16 protein-coding genes and 1 riboswitch are annotated in these 18,519 nt (G+C 66.9%); of the genes, 7 read left to right on the forward strand and 9 right to left on the reverse strand.

What is annotated here, in order from left to right:
* Positions 1-49: 49 nt before the first annotated feature.
* The 4 genes from AC0LPE_RS18865 to thiO all read right to left on the reverse strand — a co-directional run bounded on the left by AC0LPE_RS18865 (position 50) and on the right by thiO (position 2,735).
* The gene (locus AC0LPE_RS18865) at positions 50-592 is read right to left on the reverse strand and encodes a hypothetical protein (protein WP_237451317.1); all 543 of its coding nucleotides are present in this window, start codon (positions 590-592) and stop codon (positions 50-52) included.
* A 91-nt stretch (positions 593-683) separates the two neighbouring features.
* Complete coding sequence (locus AC0LPE_RS18870) at positions 684-1,469, reverse strand: thiazole synthase (protein WP_006553655.1); 786 nt, start codon at positions 1,467-1,469, stop codon at positions 684-686.
* Complete coding sequence (thiS, locus tag AC0LPE_RS18875) at positions 1,462-1,674, reverse strand: sulfur carrier protein ThiS (RefSeq protein ID WP_006553656.1); 213 nt, start codon at positions 1,672-1,674, stop codon at positions 1,462-1,464. Before thiS ends, AC0LPE_RS18870 begins: the two co-directional genes overlap by 8 nt.
* Positions 1,671-2,735: a glycine oxidase ThiO gene (thiO, locus tag AC0LPE_RS18880; protein WP_202400209.1), complete on the reverse strand. Its 1,065-nt coding sequence runs from the start codon at positions 2,733-2,735 to the stop codon at positions 1,671-1,673. Before thiO ends, thiS begins: the two co-directional genes overlap by 4 nt.
* Positions 2,732-2,844, reverse strand: a riboswitch (TPP riboswitch). Its footprint overlaps the gene before it by 4 nt.
* 26 nt (positions 2,845-2,870) lie before the next feature.
* On the opposite strand from thiO, the gene thiE reads away from it, so the two are divergent.
* The 3 genes from thiE to AC0LPE_RS18895 all read left to right on the forward strand — a co-directional run bounded on the left by thiE (position 2,871) and on the right by AC0LPE_RS18895 (position 5,780).
* Positions 2,871-3,560, forward strand: coding sequence for a thiamine phosphate synthase (thiE, locus tag AC0LPE_RS18885; RefSeq protein ID WP_016691589.1), 690 nt, complete (start codon positions 2,871-2,873; stop codon positions 3,558-3,560).
* Positions 3,561-3,642: 82 nt separating this feature from the next.
* Positions 3,643-4,158 (forward strand): HEPN domain-containing protein, encoded by a 516-nt coding sequence (locus tag AC0LPE_RS18890; protein ID WP_490604970.1) that lies wholly within the window; start codon positions 3,643-3,645, stop codon positions 4,156-4,158.
* 2 nt (positions 4,159-4,160) lie between these two features.
* Entirely contained in the window at positions 4,161-5,780 is a 1,620-nt protein-coding gene (locus AC0LPE_RS18895; protein ID WP_490604971.1) for an ATP-binding protein, read from the forward strand.
* Positions 5,781-5,810: 30 nt separating this feature from the next.
* Here the strand turns inward: AC0LPE_RS18895 and AC0LPE_RS18900 are convergent, their stop codons facing one another.
* Positions 5,811-6,698 carry an NUDIX hydrolase gene (locus tag AC0LPE_RS18900; protein ID WP_490604972.1) on the reverse strand — a complete coding sequence of 296 codons (888 nt, stop codon included), beginning with the start codon at positions 6,696-6,698 and terminating at the stop codon, positions 5,811-5,813.
* A gap of 137 nt (positions 6,699-6,835) precedes the next feature.
* On the opposite strand from AC0LPE_RS18900, the gene AC0LPE_RS18905 reads away from it, so the two are divergent.
* From AC0LPE_RS18905 to AC0LPE_RS18915, 3 genes are read left to right on the forward strand one after another with little or no spacing between them, the layout of a single operon-like run.
* The gene (locus AC0LPE_RS18905; RefSeq protein WP_120280165.1) at positions 6,836-8,188 is read left to right on the forward strand and encodes a GlnX family signal transduction membrane protein; all 1,353 of its coding nucleotides are present in this window, start codon (positions 6,836-6,838) and stop codon (positions 8,186-8,188) included.
* Positions 8,185-9,147 carry a glutamate ABC transporter substrate-binding protein gene (locus tag AC0LPE_RS18910; protein ID WP_490604973.1) on the forward strand — a complete coding sequence of 321 codons (963 nt, stop codon included), beginning with the start codon at positions 8,185-8,187 and terminating at the stop codon, positions 9,145-9,147. Before AC0LPE_RS18905 ends, AC0LPE_RS18910 begins: the two co-directional genes overlap by 4 nt.
* Before the next feature lie 5 nt (positions 9,148-9,152).
* Complete coding sequence (locus AC0LPE_RS18915; RefSeq protein ID WP_490604974.1) at positions 9,153-11,588, forward strand: serine/threonine-protein kinase; 2,436 nt, start codon at positions 9,153-9,155, stop codon at positions 11,586-11,588.
* A gap of 35 nt (positions 11,589-11,623) precedes the next feature.
* Here the strand turns inward: AC0LPE_RS18915 and AC0LPE_RS18920 are convergent, their stop codons facing one another.
* The 4 genes from AC0LPE_RS18920 to fgd form a co-directional block, all read right to left on the reverse strand.
* On the reverse strand, positions 11,624-12,838 hold the full coding sequence (locus AC0LPE_RS18920; RefSeq protein ID WP_490604975.1) for an acetate kinase: 1,215 nt from the start codon (positions 12,836-12,838) through the stop codon (positions 11,624-11,626).
* The gene (gene pta / locus AC0LPE_RS18925; protein ID WP_490604976.1) at positions 12,835-14,919 is read right to left on the reverse strand and encodes a phosphate acetyltransferase; all 2,085 of its coding nucleotides are present in this window, start codon (positions 14,917-14,919) and stop codon (positions 12,835-12,837) included. Before pta ends, AC0LPE_RS18920 begins: the two co-directional genes overlap by 4 nt.
* Before the next feature lie 96 nt (positions 14,920-15,015).
* Entirely contained in the window at positions 15,016-16,170 is a 1,155-nt protein-coding gene (locus AC0LPE_RS18930) for an MFS transporter (protein WP_490604977.1), read from the reverse strand.
* A gap of 256 nt (positions 16,171-16,426) precedes the next feature.
* Positions 16,427-17,440 (reverse strand): glucose-6-phosphate dehydrogenase (coenzyme-F420), encoded by a 1,014-nt coding sequence (fgd, locus tag AC0LPE_RS18935; protein ID WP_490604978.1) that lies wholly within the window; start codon positions 17,438-17,440, stop codon positions 16,427-16,429.
* A gap of 197 nt (positions 17,441-17,637) precedes the next feature.
* Between fgd and AC0LPE_RS18940 the strand changes: the two genes are divergently transcribed.
* Positions 17,638-18,492 carry an endonuclease domain-containing protein gene (locus AC0LPE_RS18940; protein WP_490606369.1) on the forward strand — a complete coding sequence of 285 codons (855 nt, stop codon included), beginning with the start codon at positions 17,638-17,640 and terminating at the stop codon, positions 18,490-18,492.
* The last annotated feature ends 27 nt before the right edge of the window (positions 18,493-18,519 follow it).

The following is an 18,519-nucleotide window of genomic DNA, read 5'->3' on the forward strand; positions in this document are numbered from 1 at the left end:
GCTCCGGCGAGCGCATCCGATCACACTCCCCGGAGCCGCACGCGGTGCGTCAGGGGACGAAGACCTCGGTGGTGACCGGGATGCTCGGTCGCTCGGTACGCATCGTCAGGACGACGCGGCCCGGCCCGGGGAACACGTGCATGAACAACGGCCGGGTGCTCGTGTGGAAGGCCGGCACGAAGCGGGTCTCCGTACCGCGGGCACCGGTGTCGAGGTTGTGCCAGTCGAAAGCGACGGTGACGTCGCAGTTCAGGATGCTCGGCGTCCACTCGCCGAGAAGCGAGTAGCCCTGCGTGATCCGCAGTTCGATCCCGTGGGTGGCACCCGCCACCGAGTAGATCGCGTAGGACTCGTCGAGCGGGCCGTCGAAGGCGGTTCCACCCGCGCGCACGATGCCGGCGCAGATGCCGTCGCCCAGTGTCAGCACGGGAGGCGTGGCCAGCTGCGTCATCTCGCACGTCCTCGGTCCGGTGTTCGACCGGCTCAGCTGGCACGGCTCCTGGGCGCCTGCCACGCCCGGTGCCGTGACGGCGACGGCGACACCCATGAGCCCGGCAGCCGCGGCGGAAAGGATTCGGTGTGCAATTGTCATGCCCGGGGATCGTACCGACCGCACGGTATCCCGTCACGCGATAATCGGAAAACCCCTGAACACGAAGATTCTCAAGGGTTTTCCGTAACGGTCACGGCTCCATCGGCGAAGATGCCTGAGCCCAGAAGCGTTTCGGGATCCGACCGGCGTGCCGGGCACGGAATCCCGCCTCGACGGCGTGGCGCATCGCCGACGCCATCAGCGCCGGATCCTTCGCGCGGGTGACGGCGGTCGCGAGCAGCACGGCGTCGCAACCGAGTTCCATCGCGAGCGCCGCGTCGGAGGCGGTTCCGATTCCCGCGTCGAGGATCACCGGCACACCCGCCGCCTCGACGATCATCTCGATGTGGTGCGGATTCGAGATGCCGAGGCCGGTCCCGATCGGCGAGCCGAGCGGCATCACCGCGGCACAACCGACATCCTCGAGCCGTCGCGCGAGGACGGGATCGTCGGTCGTGTACGGCAGGACGACGAAGCCGTCGTCGACGAGTTGTTCGGCCGCGGAGACGAGTTCGATGGCGTCGGGCAGCAGCGTCCGTTCGTCGGCGATGACCTCGAGTTTCACCCAGTCGGTCTCCAGCGCCTCCCGCCCGAGCTGGGCGGTCAGCACGGCCTCCTTCGCGCCGCGGCACCCGGCGGTGTTCGGCAGCGGTTCGATGCCGAGACGGCGCAGCAGGTCGAGGACACCGGTTCCGGAGGCCGCGTCGACGCGGCGCATCGCGACGGTGGTCAGCTCGGTACCCGACGCGACGAGTGCCTCCTCGAGCACGGCCAGGTTCGCCGCGCCACCGGTTCCGGTGATCAGCCGCGACCCGAAGGTGCGGCCGGCGATGGTCAGCTGCGGCAGGTCGGCGCCGGGATCGTGTGTGTCAGCCACCTTGGACCGCCGTGAGGATCTCGATGCTCGCTCCGCGCGTGACCGGCTCCGACCAGCGGCCGCGCGGGCACACGACACCGTCGACGGCGACCGCGATTCCCTTCTCGGGCAGACCGAGCTCGTTCAACAGCTGCGACACGGTCGGGGCCGCGTCGTAGTACTTGTCCTCACCGTTGACGGTGATGCCCACGGACACGTTCGTCATCCCACACTCGCTTCCGTAATTCGTCCAGGACAGGCGTATTGCGCGTCGGCCAGCGACCGCCCACCGAGTTCGGCGAGCACCGCGTCGACGGTGAGCGGCGTGAGCAGCACACCGTTGCGGCCGTGGCCGGTCGCGGCGACGACACGATCGGAGAGCCGGCCGATCAGCGGCAGATTGTCGGGGGTCATCGGGCGCAGGCCCGCACTCGCCTCGAACAGTTCGTACTCGCCGAGCGCCGGGAAGATCCGCTCGGCGTCGGCGATCAGATCGCGCACCCCGGCCACCGTGACCTGCGTGTCGGACGCCTCGTACTGTGTCGCGCCCACGACGAGACCGTCGTGGCGGGGCACCAGATAGGCGGGGCGACCGTGGACACTCGCGCGCACGGTGCGCTGCGGCGGCGGGGTCGCGGCGGGCCGCACCCGCAGGCGCAGGATCTCGCCCTTGACCGGACGGACCGGAAGTCCCGGCCACAGTCGCGCCGACGCCGAGCCGGCGGCGAGCACCACCTGGTCGTCCGAGAGATCGGCGAGGTCGTGCACGGCGGAGTCGGAGAAACGCACCCCGGCCCCGGTGGCCGCGACGCGCAGGGCGTCGACGAGCGCGCGGTTGTCGACCGACGACTCGGTGGGTGCGAGCAGTCCGAGACGCACCTTCGGGCCGAGCGACGGTTCGAACTCCCGGATCTCGGCACGGGAGAGCAGACGCATCTCGTGCCCCCGCTCCCCGACCCATTCGGCGACGGTCCGCAGGTCGGCCGCGTCCGCCGCATCGAGCGCGACGGTCAGCGACGCCTCGGCGGTGAACACGTCGACGCCGGTCTCCGCGCGCAGTGCCTCCGCGAATCCCGGCCAGCGGTCGAGCGAGGCCGCACCCAGGGACAGCACGTGGTCCTCGCCGGGCCAGCCCTCGGACAGCGGGGCCAGCATTCCCCCGGCCACCCACGAGGCGCCGCTACCGGGATTCGGGTCGTGCACGGTCACGATGTGCCCCGAGCGGGCCGCGCGCCATGCGATCGACAGCCCGATCACTCCGCCACCCACGACGGCCACAGTTGCCATTGGTCCACCTCACTCCCTGCGCCGGCATGATCCGGGTCAGGTCATAACGGTCGGGGCCGGCAGGCCCCCTCTCAGCCCCGCGAACCTCGGGACTCCCGTGTCGTCACTTTCTGCCTAGAGGCTACCGTCTTGGTCGTGACCACCTATCGCGGCAACCATCCCGACCCGCGCGGCCGCCTCGCGACCGCCCGGTTGTACCTGTGCACCGACGCTCGCCGGGACACCGGCGACCTCGCACGGTTCGTCGAGGAGGCCCTCGCCGGTGGGGTCGACATCGTCCAGTTGCGCGACAAGGACTCGGCCGGTGAGAAGAAGTTCGGACGCCTCGAGGCACGCGAGGAACTCGCCGCCCTCGAGATCATCGGCGAGGCGTGTGCACGCCACGGTGCGCTCCTCGCCGTGAACGACCGCGCCGACATCGCGCTCGCGGCGGGCGCCGACATCCTGCATCTCGGTCAGGGCGACCTGCCGGTGCGGCACGCACGGCAGATCCTCGGCGACGAGATCGTCATCGGCCGCTCGACGTCGAGTCGGGCGCAGGCCGCGCTCGCCGACATCGAGGAGGGCGTCGACTACTTCGCGTCCGGGCCGGTGTGGGACACCCCGACCAAGCCGGGACGCACCGCGGCGGGGCTGGAGGTGACGCGCGAGGTCGCGCAGTCGCAGCCGGCACGGCCGTGGTTCGCGATCGGCGGCATCGATCTCGAGCGGCTCCCCGAGGTGCTCGACGCCGGTGCCACGCGGGTCGCGGTGGTCCGGGCGATCACGAAGGCCTCCGATCCGCGGGCAGCCGCGGCAGCACTGAAGGCTGCGCTGCCGGCCTGAAGTCCTTCGGCCTAACCGGCGCTATCACTAAGGGGTTTGTAGCCTCATCTAGGTACATGAAAGGTGGGAATTCCTTTTAGCAATGCCCACATTGACGACTACTGAGCAACTTCTGCTTAGCATTGCCTTAAGCAATGCCGCGAAGATCCAAGCGCTACCTGCGCAATTGGGAAAAAATTTCGACTCTTCTAGATTGATATCCCAAGTTGTGTCAGATCGACTCGAGCTCGCTGGATATCACCTTAGGATCGGGGATAGATTCTTCCAGGACGGAGAATATCGAACATCCATAAGCCGCCACTATTATTCGATGTACCACGCCGCTCGAGCAGTAGTGTTCGCCACCCATAAAGGTGACGATTTTCAGCAGCACTCGATCCTGCCAAAGAATTTACCGGAAAAACTACCGCCATCGAGCTCGTCAGGACCGTGGCAAACCGAATTGACTCAAGCGCGGCTTATTCGGAACCAGGCAGACTATGATTTGTATCCAATATCAACAAAAGACTGGGAGGGGGACGCTCGCGACATGGCAGCCATTGCACCCCTGTTTGTGGCAACTTGCTCTGATTTCGCGTTGAACGAAGGACTCATATAACTATGACAATGGACGCAGCCTCCGCGATTGAACCCACACTCGAACAAGCCGGCATTGAAGCGCTTGATATACAGCAGCGGGAATTCCCTGGAGAATTCTGGGTCATCGTAACCGTAGATCCCGATTTGGTTGCAGTCGGCCAGAGCCTGGCCGGAGAATTAGAGACGCGCGTAAAGGCGCCTGAGGGTTCAACCGTCACAGTCCTATTCCGGGGATCTCCTCCTACGACTGCCGAAGAACCAGTCTCGACGGCAAGCGGTCGCCTTCATGAATCTTCGGTTGATCGACTCATTCAACTACTTGAGGCTCGATCCAGAACGTCCGACGCGGTGCCCAGCTTGAGCTACATGGAAGATCCACGCGCGAGCTTGAACGCTATTGCGTCACCAAGACACCACTTGATCTATGGCCGTCGCGGAGTCGGAAAGACCGCCCTCCTTCTAGAAGTCAAACGAATCGCGGAGCTAGAAGGACATGTTGCGGTATGGATAAACACCCACACTCTTCGGAGACTCAGCGCAGAAGCCGCCTTCTCTGTCATTATTGACAGCGTACTTGAAAACCTAGTTCTTAGAATCGGATCCAGCTCGTCAGGCATCGTATCCACACTCGATGACCTACGCAATAAACTCGTCGAAGACACGTCGGAAAACGCAGCGGTCAAGCTAATTCCAGAGTTAAACCGTACGCTTCGGCGCGTTCTTCGACCCGACCTTGTGAGGCTATATGTATTCCTCGATGACTTCTATCTCCTAGATTCTCAACACCAACCTCGGCTACTTGATCATCTCGCAGGAGTACTGCGGGACTGTGATGGCTGGATCAAGGTAGCAAGCATCGAACGGTTGACCCGCCCATTCGAGGTCTCTACACGGGTGGGTATAGAGCCTCCCCATGATGCCCTCATTGTAAACCTGGACGTCACGCTGGAGGATCCCGAATCGACTCAGAAGTTCCTGGAGTCGGTCCTGGAATCCTACCTTTCCACAGCGGGAATCAGGTCCGCTCGGAGAATTGCAAAGGTCCCTGCGCTTGGACGTCTCGTTTTGGCTTCAGGTGGAGTTCCCCGAGATTACTTGAACCTATTTTCTGCGTCGATTTTAGCGGCCCGCAAGCGGAGCTCCAAAGCGGCCGAAATTGGAAAAGAAGACGTTGCTGCAGCAGCCGGATTGTACTCCCAAAGTAAGAAACGCGATCTTGAGCAAGATGTCGCAGGAAGAAACTCGGCGGAACTTCTTTCCGCACTTGAAACGCTTAAGCATCAGATTAAAGATAACGGCTCAACCTATTTTAAAGTGGATCTATCAATGGAGGGTCACCCCGGTTACGAGGTCCTCGCAGATCTCGTCGATATGAGATTTGCCCACCTGGTTCAATCGTCAATATCAGACCCGCATCGGCCAGGAGTTAAGCACGAAGCTTATGTACTTGCCCTGAGTGAGTACACCGATGTTCGGCTTCACCGCGGCCTCGACATTCTTGACATCGAGAATGGTAGCTGGCTATGGCAGAAAACAGGAAAAGCTGGAACAGCAAAAAATCTCACGCGAACCGAATTTCGCGGCAAGCTAAGGCAAGCGCCAATATTAAACCTAGATAGGCTTGCGCTGCACTCCGAGTAGCCCTGCTCAGTCAGCGATGGTTTATTTCCATCAAGAAAGTGTTGACTCATTCCGCTTTCGGTTGGGTAACCAACCGAGCACCGTCGAAGGGGACATCGCGATCGTGTCCTCGGGCAACCGCGCGCGCAGGCCGCGATCCGCGGTGACCACGACCGTCACCCCGGGGTCGACCACGGCCGTCGCGGTGCAGGCCAGCCGGGCCAGTTCGTCGTCGCCGCTGCCGTCCGCGCTGTGCACCGGGATCCGGACGTCGTCGATCGTCGCGTCGCGGGCATGCCCTTCGAGGACCGCTTCGACGCGGGGGACCCAACCGAACGTCCCGTCGGGAAATTCGACGGTGCGGGGCAGGACCGCGGCGAGGTCGGCGAGCAGGGCGCTCGTGGCGCCGGGGCGGTCGCGCCACCATCCGGTGGGGCCGCTCGCACCGAGCACGTTCGCGGTGTCGAGCAGCATGCGTACCGGTGAGGTGCGCAGCGACGGCCACGCCTCGGCGAAGCCGCTGTGCAGCGGCATTGCCTCGACCTCCGGTTCGGGCACCCAGCGCAGTTCGGTGCTCTCCTGGTTGAGGCTGGTCACGAGCGTTTCGGTGGCGTCGGCGACGACGGTGGTGTAGGTCCATCCGCCCGCGAGACCGGAGGTGACACGTTCGGCGCGCACCGTCACGGCCGCGACATCGATGCCGGCCTCCTCGTGGGCCTCCCGCACGGCGGCGTCGACGGTGCTCTCGTGCGAGTCGCGGGCTCCGCCGGGAAGTGCCCAGGTGCCACCCTGGTGCGACCATGCCGCCCGATGCTGCAGGAGAACCGCGGGGCGACCGTCCGCGAGCGGAGCGCGCAGCAGCAGACCTGCGGCACCGTGTCGTCCCCAGCGCTTCTCACCGTCCGGTCCGACCGCCCAGCCGTCACCGTCTCCACGCATTGCGTCCGCCTCTCCGACCCGCCCTCGTCCGGGCCTGTGCCCGGTACCGGATCCCCGCCGTCCGTGGACGGCAACAATACCGCCGGGCTGCTTATATGCTCCCCTCAGACCGCTCGACACGAGGAAGGGAGTGCCCGGTGGACGTACGGATCACCCCTCCCTTCGCTCCTGTCGAGAGCCACATCCGCGACGACGCCGATACGGACACTCCGGACGCCCGGTTCGACGACGCCCGTGCCCTGCTGCGATCCACGCCGGTCCGGTTGGTGGTCCTGGGGGTGGTGCTCACCGTGCTGCTCGTCGCCTCGGCAGCGGTCTCCGCAACGATGGTGTCCGGCAGGCAGGCCACCCACGATCGTCTCCTCGCGTCCATCGAGCCGCTGGCCAGCGCGGCCCAGAATCTCTACAGCGCGCTGTCGGTGGCCGACGCCGCCGCCGTGACGGGCTTCATCTCGGGCGGACTCGAACCGGAGGCGGTGCGCAGTCGCTACATCCAGGCAACCGACGAAGCCGCGGAGTATCTCGTCATCGCGGCGACCGGACTGACCGACGCCGACCGCGAGACCGCACACAATCTGACGGAGATCGGGCGGCTGCTGCCCGTCTACACGGGCCTCATCGAGACGGCCCGCACCAACAATCGCACCGGGCATCCGGTGGGCGCCGCATATCTCGGCGAGGCGTCGCACCTGATGCAGACCGAACTGCTCCCCGCCGCGCAGGAACTGCACACGCGCGGCGTCGCCGCCGTCGAGGACACCCAGCGCGACGCGGTGCGACCACCCTGGCTCGCGATCGGGCTGCTCCTCGTCACGGTCGCTGCCCTGTGCGTGGCGCACGTCGTCGTGAGCCGCCGCTCTCGTCGCACCCTCAATCCCGGAATCCTCGTCGCGATCGGCGCGACCGGCGCGCTGCTGTGCTGGTTGCTCGTCGCCGGCCTGGCCTCGTCGAGTGCCACCGAACGCGCCATCGAGCGCGGTGCGGCACCGCTCGCCGATCTCACCGAGGGACGGATCCTCGCCCAGCAGTCGCGTACCGCCGAGACCCTGCTGATCGCCCGGCGCGACACGACCGGCGCGTACGACGACACCTTCGGGACCAACATGTCGCGACTCGGCGACATTCTCGACGAGTACGCTCGCGATTCCGCCCTCGAGGCCGGCGCCGAGGCGGTGGAGACCGCCCGGTCGGCGCACGAGGCCTGGATCAACTCGCATGCACGCATGGTCGACGCCCTCGTCCGCGGCGACTACGCGGCGGCCTCGGTCCTCGCGGTCGGCGCAGGTCCCGGCGAGTCCACCGCGCGGTTCGTCGCTCTCGATGCCGCTCTGACGGAAGGAATCGACGACACCCGCACCGAACTGCGCGACAACGAGTTCCGCGCCTCCCGCACCCTCGCCGGCCTCGCACCGATGTCGGTGGTGCTGCTGACGGTGGCGCTGGTCGGCGTGTGGGTCGGTCTCCGGCCCCGGTTGAAGGAGTACCAGTGAGAAAGCGCGTTCTCGTTGCGAGCCTGTGCGTCGTCGCCGCACTCGCCGGCGGGTGCGCGACCGATCCCCCACCGCGCGCCCCCGGCCTCCAGGGGACGACGACCTCCCTCCCGCTCCCCGAGAACGCGCGGATGCTCGAGTCGTCGGTGGCCACACCTCCCGCCCCCGACTGCGGCGATCCCACCGCCTCGCTTCCCCCGGACCCGAATGCCACCGGACCTGCGATCGATCGGATCCGCACGCGCGGACGGCTGATCGTCGGTCTCGACACCGGCAGCAACCTCATGAGCTACCGCGACACCGCGACCGGGCGCATCACCGGTTTCGACGTCGACATCGCGCGCGAGATCGCCCGCGACCTCCTGGGCGACCCCGCTCTCGTCGACTACCGCATCCTGTCGTCGGCCGAGCGCGAGAAGGCGCTGCAGGACTCCACCGTCGACATCGTCGCGAAGACCATGAGCATCACGTGCGCCCGTCGCGAGAAGGTCGACTTCTCCACCGAGTACTTCCGGGCCCAGCAGCGTGTGCTCGTCGTCCGGGGATCCGACATCCGCTCCGCCGCTGATCTCGTCGGCCGGCGCGTGTGCATCGTCGAGGGCACGACCTCGCTGCTCCGGATGCGGGAGGTACAGCCGTCGGCGTCGATCCTCACCGTGCCGTCGTGGGCCGACTGCCTCGTCGTCCTCCAGCAACAGCAGGTCGACGCCGTGAGCACCGACGACACGATCCTCGCCGGACTCGCCTCGCAGGACCCCTATCTCGAACTCGTCGGCCCATCCCTGGGATCGGAGCCGTACGGAATCGGAATCCGGCTGGGCAGCGACGAGCTCGTACGTTTCGTCAACGCCACCCTCGAAAGGATCCGTTCCGACGGGACGTGGACGGCGCTGTACGAGAAGTACCTTCGGGTGCTCGGTCCCACTCCGTCACCCCCGACACCGAACTACCGGGAGTGACGGCCATGTCCGACGAACCCGAACCGGCCGAGACCCCGTCGGTCGATTCCGGCCCCGCCACGGAACGGGCAGTGGACTCCGGGCCCGCCACGGAACGGGCAGTGGACTCCGGGCCCGCCACCAGGCGTGCGGCGGATTCCGGGCCCGCGACCGAGCCGTCGACGAGCGACTCGGGACCGGCCACCGCCCGGGCCACCGGGGATGCCGGACCTGCCACCGAACGCGGCCCCGTCCCCACCACGCGGCCCGAATCCACCCAGCGCTCGTCGATCTGGTCCGGCTCGTCCTCCCAGCGCTCGTCGAGCCGCCGCGTCCGGCCGCGCGGCACCCAGCGTCGCCGCATCGCCGGCCTCGTCGACGTGCCGGTCCCCACCACGAAGGATCCGGTCGACGCCGTCCTCCGCGATCCCCACGTCTCCGAGGGCAAGAGGTTCTGCTCGAAGTGCGGACAACCGGTGGGACGCAGCACTCCGTCGGGGCCGGGCCCCACCGAAGGCGATTGTCCCCAGTGCGGAACACATTTCCAGTTCACTCCGGCTCTGCACCGCGGGGATCTCGTCGCCGGGCAGTACGCGGTGCAGGGTTGTCTCGCACACGGCGGACTCGGGTGGATCTATCTCGCGATCGACCGCAATGTGAGCGACCGCTGGGTGGTGTTGAAGGGCCTGCTGCAGGGTGGCGACGCCGAGGCGCAGGCGGTCGCGGTGGCCGAACGCCAGTTCCTGGCCGAGGTCAGCCATCCGAGCATCGTGCAGATCTACAACTTCGTCGAGCACCCCTCGCCCGACGGCACCCCGATGGGGTACATCGTCATGGAGTACCTGGGTGGTCACACCCTGCGTACCGTGCTCGACAACTATCCCCCGCCGAACCGCATCCCGGTCGAGCAGGCCATCGGGTACATGCTCGAAGTGCTTCCGGCACTGCAGTATCTGCACGACATCGGACTGGTCTACAACGATCTCAAGCCCGAGAACATCATGGTCACCGACGAGCAGATCGAACTCATCGACCTCGGTGCCGTCTCCGCGATCGAGGGATACGGCTATCTGTACGGGACGCCGGGATATCAGGCACCCGAGATCGTCCGGACCGGGCCGACGGTCGCGAGCGACATCTACACGGTCGGACGCACCCTCGCGGTCCTCACCCTCGACATGCCGTCGGACAAGGGCCGGTACCGCGACGGTCTGCCCACCCCCGAGCAGGCTCCCCTGCTCGACGAGTTCGACTCCTTCCACCGCCTGCTCCTGCGGGCCACGAATCCCGATCCGCAGCAGCGCTTCTCGTCCGCCGACGAACTGCAGGGACAGCTCACCGGTGTGCTGCGCGAGATCCTGTCGAAGAAACTCGGCACCGAACATCCCGGACTGTCCCGGCTGTTCAGCCCGCCCCGCACGACCTTCGGCACCGACGAGGCGCTCGTCCCCACCGACGTGTACGCCGACGGGATCGAGCGCGACCCCAAATTGCGGGGGCAGGATGTTGCGACGGCTCTGCCCGTCCCGCTGCTCGACCCCAACGATCCGAGTGCCGCGCTCCTCGCCGCAGCGGTGCACAGCGAACCGCAGCAGACCCTCGACTCGCTCCGGCACGCGCGCGAGAACGGGGTCGGCCGGGTCGTCGGGGCATCCGATGTGTCGTTCTCCAAGGAGATCACCCTCGCCGAGGTCCGCGCCCATCTCGATCTCGGGCAGGTCGACAGCGCGGTGGAGATCCTCGCCCGCCTCGAACGCGAGTTCGGCGACGACTGGCGCATGGACTGGTACGCCGGTATCGCCGAACTGCTGCAGGACGATTACGAGGCAGCGTTCGCCCGGTTCGACAAGGTACTGCAGGCTCTTCCGGGTGAGATCGCCCCGAAGATCGCACTCGGTGCCACCGCCGAACTGACGCTGCAGCACTGGGAGAGCGACGACCCCGACGCGTGGCGACGCTTCTGTGAGCAGTCCTACCGGGTCGTGTGGCGCACCGATCACGCCGTCGTCAGCGCGGCCTTCGGGTTGGCACGCCAGCTCACCGCCCGCGACGAGATCCGTGCCGCCGTCGACGTGCTCGACGAGGTCCCCACGACCTCCCGGCACCACAGTGCAGCGACCATGACCGCCGCCCTGGTCCTGCTACGAGGTGGTCGCGTCGAGGAGATCTCCGAGGCGGACCTTCGGGAGGCCGCGCACCGGATCGCGTCGCTGCCTCCCGACGAGGGTCGCGCCCTGCAGATGCGCGCACTGGTCCTCGGGACCGCGCTGGAATGGGTGCGCAGCGGCCGGGCGTCGAGTCGCGAGTACGACCGCATCCTCGACGTACCGTTCACCGAGAAGGGACTACGTCTGGGCACCGAGGCAGCGCTGCGGCAATTGGCGCGCAACGCCCCCTCCCGCACCCACCGTTACACCCTCGTCGACCTCGCGAACGCGATCCGGCCGCGCAGTTTGACCTGATCGAAGATCAGGCACGTGCAGCCTGACCTGACGGCTCAGCGCCGGGCGAACTGCACGGCCGCGCGGGCGATGGCGAGTTCCTCGTTCGTGGGGATCACGAGCACCTCCACCTGCGACGAGTCGGCCGAGATCCGGCGTTCCCCGTCGTCGTCGGCGGTGTTGCGCGCATCGTCGACGACGATGCCGAGCCGGTCGAGGCCGGAGAGGCTGTCGCGCCGGACGTCGACGTTGTTCTCCCCCACCCCACCGGTGAACACGATCGCGTCGACGCCGCCGAGTTCGAAGGTGTAGGCGCCCACGTACTTCCGGATGCGATGCACGTAGACCTCGTACGCGAGTCGCGCGTCCTCGTCGCCCTCGCCGACGAGCTTCAGCAGGGCCCGGAAGTCGTTGACACCCGACAACCCCTTCAGGCCCGAATGCCGGTTGAGCAGGTCGTCGATGGCGTCGACCTTCAACCCGGCCGCCCGGCTGAGGTGCATGACGACACCCGGATCGATGTCGCCGCTGCGCGTGCCCATGACGAGACCCTCGAGCGGAGTCAGTCCCATCGAGGTGTCGATCGGGATCCCGCCTGCGACCGCCGACGCCGACGCACCGTTACCCAGATGGAGCACAATCAGATTCAGGTCCGCGATGTCGCGTCCGAGGAACTCCGCGGCACGCCCCGACACGTATTCGTGTGAAGTACCGTGGAATCCGTACCGCCGGATGTCGTGCTTGTGCGCGATGTCGCGGTCGATCGCATAGGTCGCCGCGTGCGGCGGAAGACCGTGGAAGAAGGCGGTGTCGAAGACACCCACGTGGGGGATGTCGGGAAGTTCCTCCCGCGCGACCTCCATTCCCACGACGTTCGCCGGATTGTGGAGGGGCGCAAGGATCGACAGTTCGTCGACGGCGCGGACCACATCGTCGTCGATCAGGGTGGGTTCGTAGAAGACCTTGCCGCCGTGCACGAGTCGGTGTCCGACGGCAACGATGCCCACCTCGTGCAGCGGACGGCCCAGTCCTTCGAGCATCTCGAGCACCGCACGCAGACCCGTCCGGTGGTCGGCGATGGCGTCGTTGCGTTCGTCCACACCCGTCGTGTGGTGGAAGGCGATCCGACCCTCCGGCTCCCCGATCCGCTCGATCAGTCCGTGCGCCAGCGACTTTCCGCTCTCCGGCTCGATCAGCTGGAACTTGATCGACGACGATCCGGAGTTGAGGACCAGTACGGTGCCTGCGGTGGCCGGGTTCGGGCTGCTCACGCGTCTTCCTCCTGCGCCTGGATCGCGGTGATGGCGATGGTGTTGACGATGTCCTGGATCAGGGCGCCTCGCGAGAGGTCGTTGACCGGCTTGTTCAGGCCTTGCAGGACCGGTCCGACGGCGACGGCACCGGCGCTGCGCTGCACGGCCTTGTAGGTGTTGTTGCCAGTGTTCAGGTCCGGGAAGATGAACACCGTGGCGCGACCGGCGACGTCGGAGTCGGGCAGCTTCGCGCTCGCGACCGTCGGTTCGATCGCCGCGTCGTACTGGATCGGCCCCTCCACGAGCAGGTCGGATCGTCGCTCCCGCACGAACGTCGTGGCCGAGCGCACCTTGTCGACGTCGGCGCCCGAACCGGATTCGCCGGTGGAGTACGACAGCATCGCGACCCGGGGATCGATACCGAACCGGGCGGCGGTCGCGGCGGACGAGATCGCGATGTCGGCGAGCTGATCTGCGGTCGGGTCGGGGACGACGGCGCAGTCACCGTACGCGAGCACGCGGTCGGCGAGACACATGAGGAAGATGCTCGACACCGTGGAGACACCCGGTTCGGTCTTGATGATCTCGAGTGCGGGACGGATCGTGTGGGCGGTGGTGTGTGCCGCGCCCGACACCATGCCGTCGGCCAGCCCCAGATGCACCATCATCGTGCCGAAATACGAGATGTCGCGCATGATCTCGCGTGCACGATCGACGGTCATGCCCTTGTGGGCACGCAGCCGCGCGTACTCCTCCGCGAAACGGTCGGCGTGCTCGGAGGTGCGCGGGTCGAGGATCTGCGCTTCCGACAGGTCCACCCCGAGTTCCGACGCCCGTTGACGGACGGCTGCCTCGTCGCCGAGGATCGTGAGCTTCGCGATGCCGCGCTGGAGCACACGCCCGGCAGCTCTGAGGACGCGATCGTCCTCACCCTCGGGCAGCACGATGTGGCGCTGCTGGGCCCGCGCCCGGTCGATGAGCTGGTATTCGAACATCTGCGGGGTGGTCACGGACGGTCGCGGCAGTCGCAGCCGGTCGAGCAGGGAGTGCGCATCGACGTGCCGTTCCATGAGCGCGAGTGCCGTGTCGATCTTGCGCTGCGCACCGAGGGCCATGCGGCCGCGGGTGCGGTCGGCGGCCGAGGCGGTATCGAAGGTGCCGAGGTCGGTGGTGAGGATCGGCAGCGACGGTTTCAGAGCCGCAACAAGCTCCGCGATCATCGGATGCGGCAGCAGACCGCCGTTCATGATGATGCCGGCGAGCGTCGGGAACCCTTCGGCGGCATTGGCGTTGACCAGTGCGAGGATGACGTCGGAGCGGTCGGCGGGAGCGATCACGACGATGCCGTCGGTGAGGCGCTCCAGAATCCGTTCGGCGGTCATGCCACCGACCATGATCCGCAGCGCTTCCCGCTGCAGCAGGTCGGGGTCGCCGCTGTAGAGCTCGCCTCCGATCGCGGTCTGCAGCTCGGCCATCGTCGGCGCGACCAGCGCGGGTACCTCCGGGAGGGTCCACACCGGTTCGGTGCGGTCGCCGAGTGCCTGTGCGATCTCGTCGAGTGCGTCGGGGTCGCAGCGGTTCACCACGACCGCACCGAGATGCGCGTGCTGACCCGCGAGCTCGTTCGCACACACCCCGGCGAGCTGGGCGATCTCGGCGGGCGTGCGGCGGGAACCGCGCAGGACGAGCAGCACCGGAGCGTCGAGGTTCGCTGCGATGCGGGCGTTGTACGACAGTTCGCTGGGGTTGGCGATCTCGGTGTAGTCGCTGCCGACGATGACGACGGCGTCGCAGCGGTCGGCCACCGCGTGGTACTTGCCGACGATGTCGCTGAGCGCGGCGTCCGGATCGTCGTGGACGTCGTCGTAGGTGACACCGATGCAGTCCTCGTAGGAGAGGTCGACGGTGGTGTGTTCGAGCAACAGTTCGAGGATGTAGTCGATGTCGCTGTCGGAGCGCGCGATGGGCCGGAAGACACCGACGCGGGCGGTGGACGCGCACAGCGTCTGCAGCACCCCCAGGGCGACGGTCGATTTCCCGGTGTCCCCTTCCGGAGCTGCGATGTAGATGCTCGAGACGGACCCTGCAGCAGCACTCATGGATTCCACCCTAACTGCAAACTTTGCTCCGTCCGGTGTACCCGCGCACATGCCCGGCCGGAGGTGTCCGGCCGGGCATGTGGGAGTCGCGGGAACTCAGGACAGGGTCTGCAGCACGCGCGGGGTGTCGGGGTGCTCGGCGTCCGCCACGACCTCCACCGGTTCGGCGTCGGACGACAGTCCGAGCAGGTCGGTCGGGGTCTTCGCCGTCTCACGCAGTCCGAGGACCGCGACACCGGCGATGCCGCATGCGACCGCACCGAAGATCGCGACCGGGAGCCAGCCCGTCGCGCCGGGGAGCAGGATCAGCGCGCAGCCGACGGAGGCGATCAGCATAGTCGGCTTGCGACCGATGATGTCGGAGAGGTAGCCGGCCGCGGGGATGGTGAACATCGACAGCGCGATGGAGACGGAGATGACGGTGAGCATCACGCTGTGCTCGACACCCATCGAGGTGGCGTACGACAGGCTGAACACGGCGAAGAGGGTCTGCACCGACGCCATCAGGGACGCGCCGGCCACCCGGATCACCGAGCGCCAGTGGAACTTGAACACGTCGCCGAGCGGGAGCTTGCGGACGGCGCTCTCCTCCTTCGCCTCGGTGAAGGTCGGCGTCTCGTCCAGATGGTTGCGGACGTAGTAGGTCACGACGACGACAACTGCACTGAGCCAGAACGGGATCCGCCAGCCCCAGCTGTAGAGCGCGTCGTCGGGCAGGAGCGAGACGGGCACGAAGACGACGGTCGCGAGCGAGCAGCCCACTGCGTAGCCGACCATCACGAAACTGGTGAAGAAACCACGGCGGCCCACCGGCGAATGCTCGACGGTCAACGTCGACGCCCCGGCCGATTCGGCACCCGCCGAGAAGCCCTGCAGGACACGCATCGCCACGAGCAGGATCGGTGCGAGGATGCCCACCTGCTCGTAGGTGGGAAGACATCCGATGACGAAGGACGCGACGCCCATCAGGACGACGGTCGCGAGCATGACGCGTTTGCGGCCGAGCCGGTCGCCGAAGTGCCCCATGACGACAGCGCCCACGGGTCGTGCCACATAGCCCACGGCGAAGGTGGCGAAGGATGCGATGAGGGCGACGGTGGGGTTGCCGCCCGGGAAGAACAGCACGTTGAAGACGAGCGCGGCGGCAGCGCCGTAGACGAAGAAGTCGTAGTACTCCAGTGCCCCTCCGAGGAGCGCGGCGATCGATGCGCGGCGGGGGTTCATCTCCGGTTTCGCTTCTGACTGCGGCATGGTCGATGCAGATTTGTCGGTGATCACGGTGCCTCGTTGGGGTCGATTCGGATCGGGGTCGGCGTGTGCCTCGTCCGAGCTGTGATGTCCGGCGGTGGCGGGCAGAGTGTGTGACGGTTGCCACCGCGTCGGAACAAACGTAGGAGGGCACCGAGCCCCGTGGCTGTTCCGTTGTGAAACAACATCGACATCGCTCGTCGACCAGAAAAGGTGCCGCTCCTCCGTCGCGGAGAAGCGGCACCTTGTAGGTCGGATGTCAGGCGAGTGCGCGGAGCCTCGGCGCGAGGTCGCGCTCGAACAACTCCAGGAACCGCTTCTGATCATGACCCGGCGCGTGGAACACCAGATGATTCAACCCCGCGTCGACATACGCCCTGACCTTCTCGACCGCCTCGTCCGGATCCGACGCCACGATCCACCGCTTGGCGACCTGCTCGATCGGCAACGCATCCGCCGCCGCCTCCATCTCCATCGGATCATCGATGGAATGCTTCTGCTCCGGCGTGAGCGACAGCGGTGCCCAGAAGCGGGTGTTCTCCAACGCCTTGTCCGGATCGGTGTCGTACGAGATCTTGATCTCGATCATTCTGTCGATCCCCGCCGCATCCCGCTCCGCCTTCCCCGCCCCCTCGGCGACGGCCGGCAACAGCTTGTCGGTGTAGAGCTCCATGCCCTTACCCGAGGTGCAGATGAACCCGTCCCCCGCGCGTCCGGCATAGCGAGCCACGACCGGGCCGCCGGCGGCGACGTAGACCGGGATGCCGCCTTCGGGCACGTCGTAGATCGACGCCCCCTTGGTGGTGTAGTACTCGCCCTCGAAATCGACCCGGTCTCCGCGCCACAGCTCGCGCATCAACCGCACCGATTCGCGCAGCCGGGCGAAGCGTTCCTTGAACTCCGGCCACTGACCGGCGTAGCCGGTGGCGATCTCGTTGAGCGCCTCGCCGGTGCCGACACCGAGGAAGATCCGCCCCGGATACAGACAGCCCATCGTCGCGAAGGCCTGCGCGATCACCGCCGGGTTGTACCGGAACGTCGGCGTGAGCACACTCGTGCCCAGCTGCAACCGTTCGGTGCGCTCGCCCACGGCGGTCATCCACGCCAACGAGAACGGCGCATGCCCACCGTTGTGCCGCCACGGCTGGAAATGATCCGACACCGTCGCCGAATCCATCCCGTGCGCCTCGGCCAGCACACCCAACTCGACCAACTCGCGCGGACCGAACTGCTCCGCCGACGCCTTGTATCCCAACTTCACACTCTGAGCCACAGATTCCTCCGACCGTTCACGTTTCCGATGTCCCCGAGTATGCCCACCGCCCATGCGATCGAAGGGGAGGTTGTGTGCGTCATTCGGGGTTTCGACGCACACAACCGCCCCTTCGATTGACCTCCGGAGCCCTCGGTCCTGTGGATAATCAGGCGTGCGGGGGCGTTCGAGGACGCGGGACGATGCACCCTGACATCGTGATCGACTTCGAGCAGCCGTTCGTCGGCACGCAGGCCGTCGCTGTGGGACTCGTGACCAGACACGCGCTGCGGCACAAGTTCGTCCGCCTCCACCGAGACGTCTACGTCGATCCGGCGGTACGTCCCACCGCTCTCCTGCGTGCGAAAGCGGCGTGGCTGTGGTCGGGTTCGCGCGGCGCACTCGTCGGGATGTCCGCGGCGGCCGTGCACGGCACGCGATGGTTGGACTCCTCTGCCCCAGCCGAACTCGCGCGCTCCGACCACGTCCGCTCGGTGCCCGGGATCGTCGTGCGGAAGGCGGCCGATCTCGAGACGTGCGTGGTCGACGGGATGGTGGTCACCCCCCCGGCCCGGACGGGATTCGACCTCGCGCGACGCAACGATAGACGGGTCGAGGTCCTCGACGCCCTGTGCAATGCCACCGGCCTGAAGGTCGCCGAGATCGAAGCCGTCGCGGCTCGCAACAAGGGTGCACGAGGACTCGCGTCCGTCCCCCGTCTCCTCGAGCTCGTCGACGGTGGCGCCGCGTCGCCGCCGGAAACCCATACGCGGTTGCTGCTGCTCCGATCCGGGCTGCCGCGACCCGAGACCCAGGTCGAGGTGTTCGACGGACTCGACTTCGTGGCGCGGGCTGATATGGGCTGGAAGGAATGGCGTGTGCTGGTGGAGTACGACGGCGTCCACCACTGGGCCGACGCCGACCAGCGCACTCGCGACATCGATCGCTACACGATCCTGGCCGAGTTGGGCTGGACGGTCATCCGTGTCGGCGCCGACCTGCTCTATCGACGACCGGACGTCCTCGTCGAACGGGTTCGACGCGCTCTCCGTCGCGCGGGAGCCCCTGTCTGACGATCGAAGGGGAGGTTGTGTGCGTCT

The sequence above is a fragment of the Rhodococcus sp. S3 genome (assembly GCF_058211795.1).

Excerpts from the sequence above, each read along its gene's own strand:
- AC0LPE_RS18915 (WP_490604974.1), top strand. The coding sequence starts at position 9,153 with ATGTCCGACGAACCCGAACCGGCCGAGACCCCGTCGGTCGATTCCGGC.
- AC0LPE_RS18900 (WP_490604972.1), bottom strand. The coding sequence starts at position 6,698 with ATGCGTGGAGACGGTGACGGCTGGGCGGTCGGACCGGACGGTGAGAAG.
- AC0LPE_RS18895 (WP_490604971.1), top strand. The coding sequence starts at position 4,161 with ATGACAATGGACGCAGCCTCCGCGATTGAACCCACACTCGAACAAGCC.
- thiO (WP_202400209.1), bottom strand. The coding sequence starts at position 2,735 with ATGGCAACTGTGGCCGTCGTGGGTGGCGGAGTGATCGGGCTGTCGATC.
- AC0LPE_RS18865 (WP_237451317.1), bottom strand. The coding sequence starts at position 592 with ATGACAATTGCACACCGAATCCTTTCCGCCGCGGCTGCCGGGCTCATG.
- AC0LPE_RS18890 (WP_490604970.1), top strand. The coding sequence starts at position 3,643 with ATGCCCACATTGACGACTACTGAGCAACTTCTGCTTAGCATTGCCTTA.
- thiS (WP_006553656.1), bottom strand. The coding sequence starts at position 1,674 with ATGACGAACGTGTCCGTGGGCATCACCGTCAACGGTGAGGACAAGTAC.
- AC0LPE_RS18930 (WP_490604977.1), bottom strand. The coding sequence starts at position 16,170 with ATGCCGCAGTCAGAAGCGAAACCGGAGATGAACCCCCGCCGCGCATCG.
- pta (WP_490604976.1), bottom strand. The coding sequence starts at position 14,919 with ATGAGTGCTGCTGCAGGGTCCGTCTCGAGCATCTACATCGCAGCTCCG.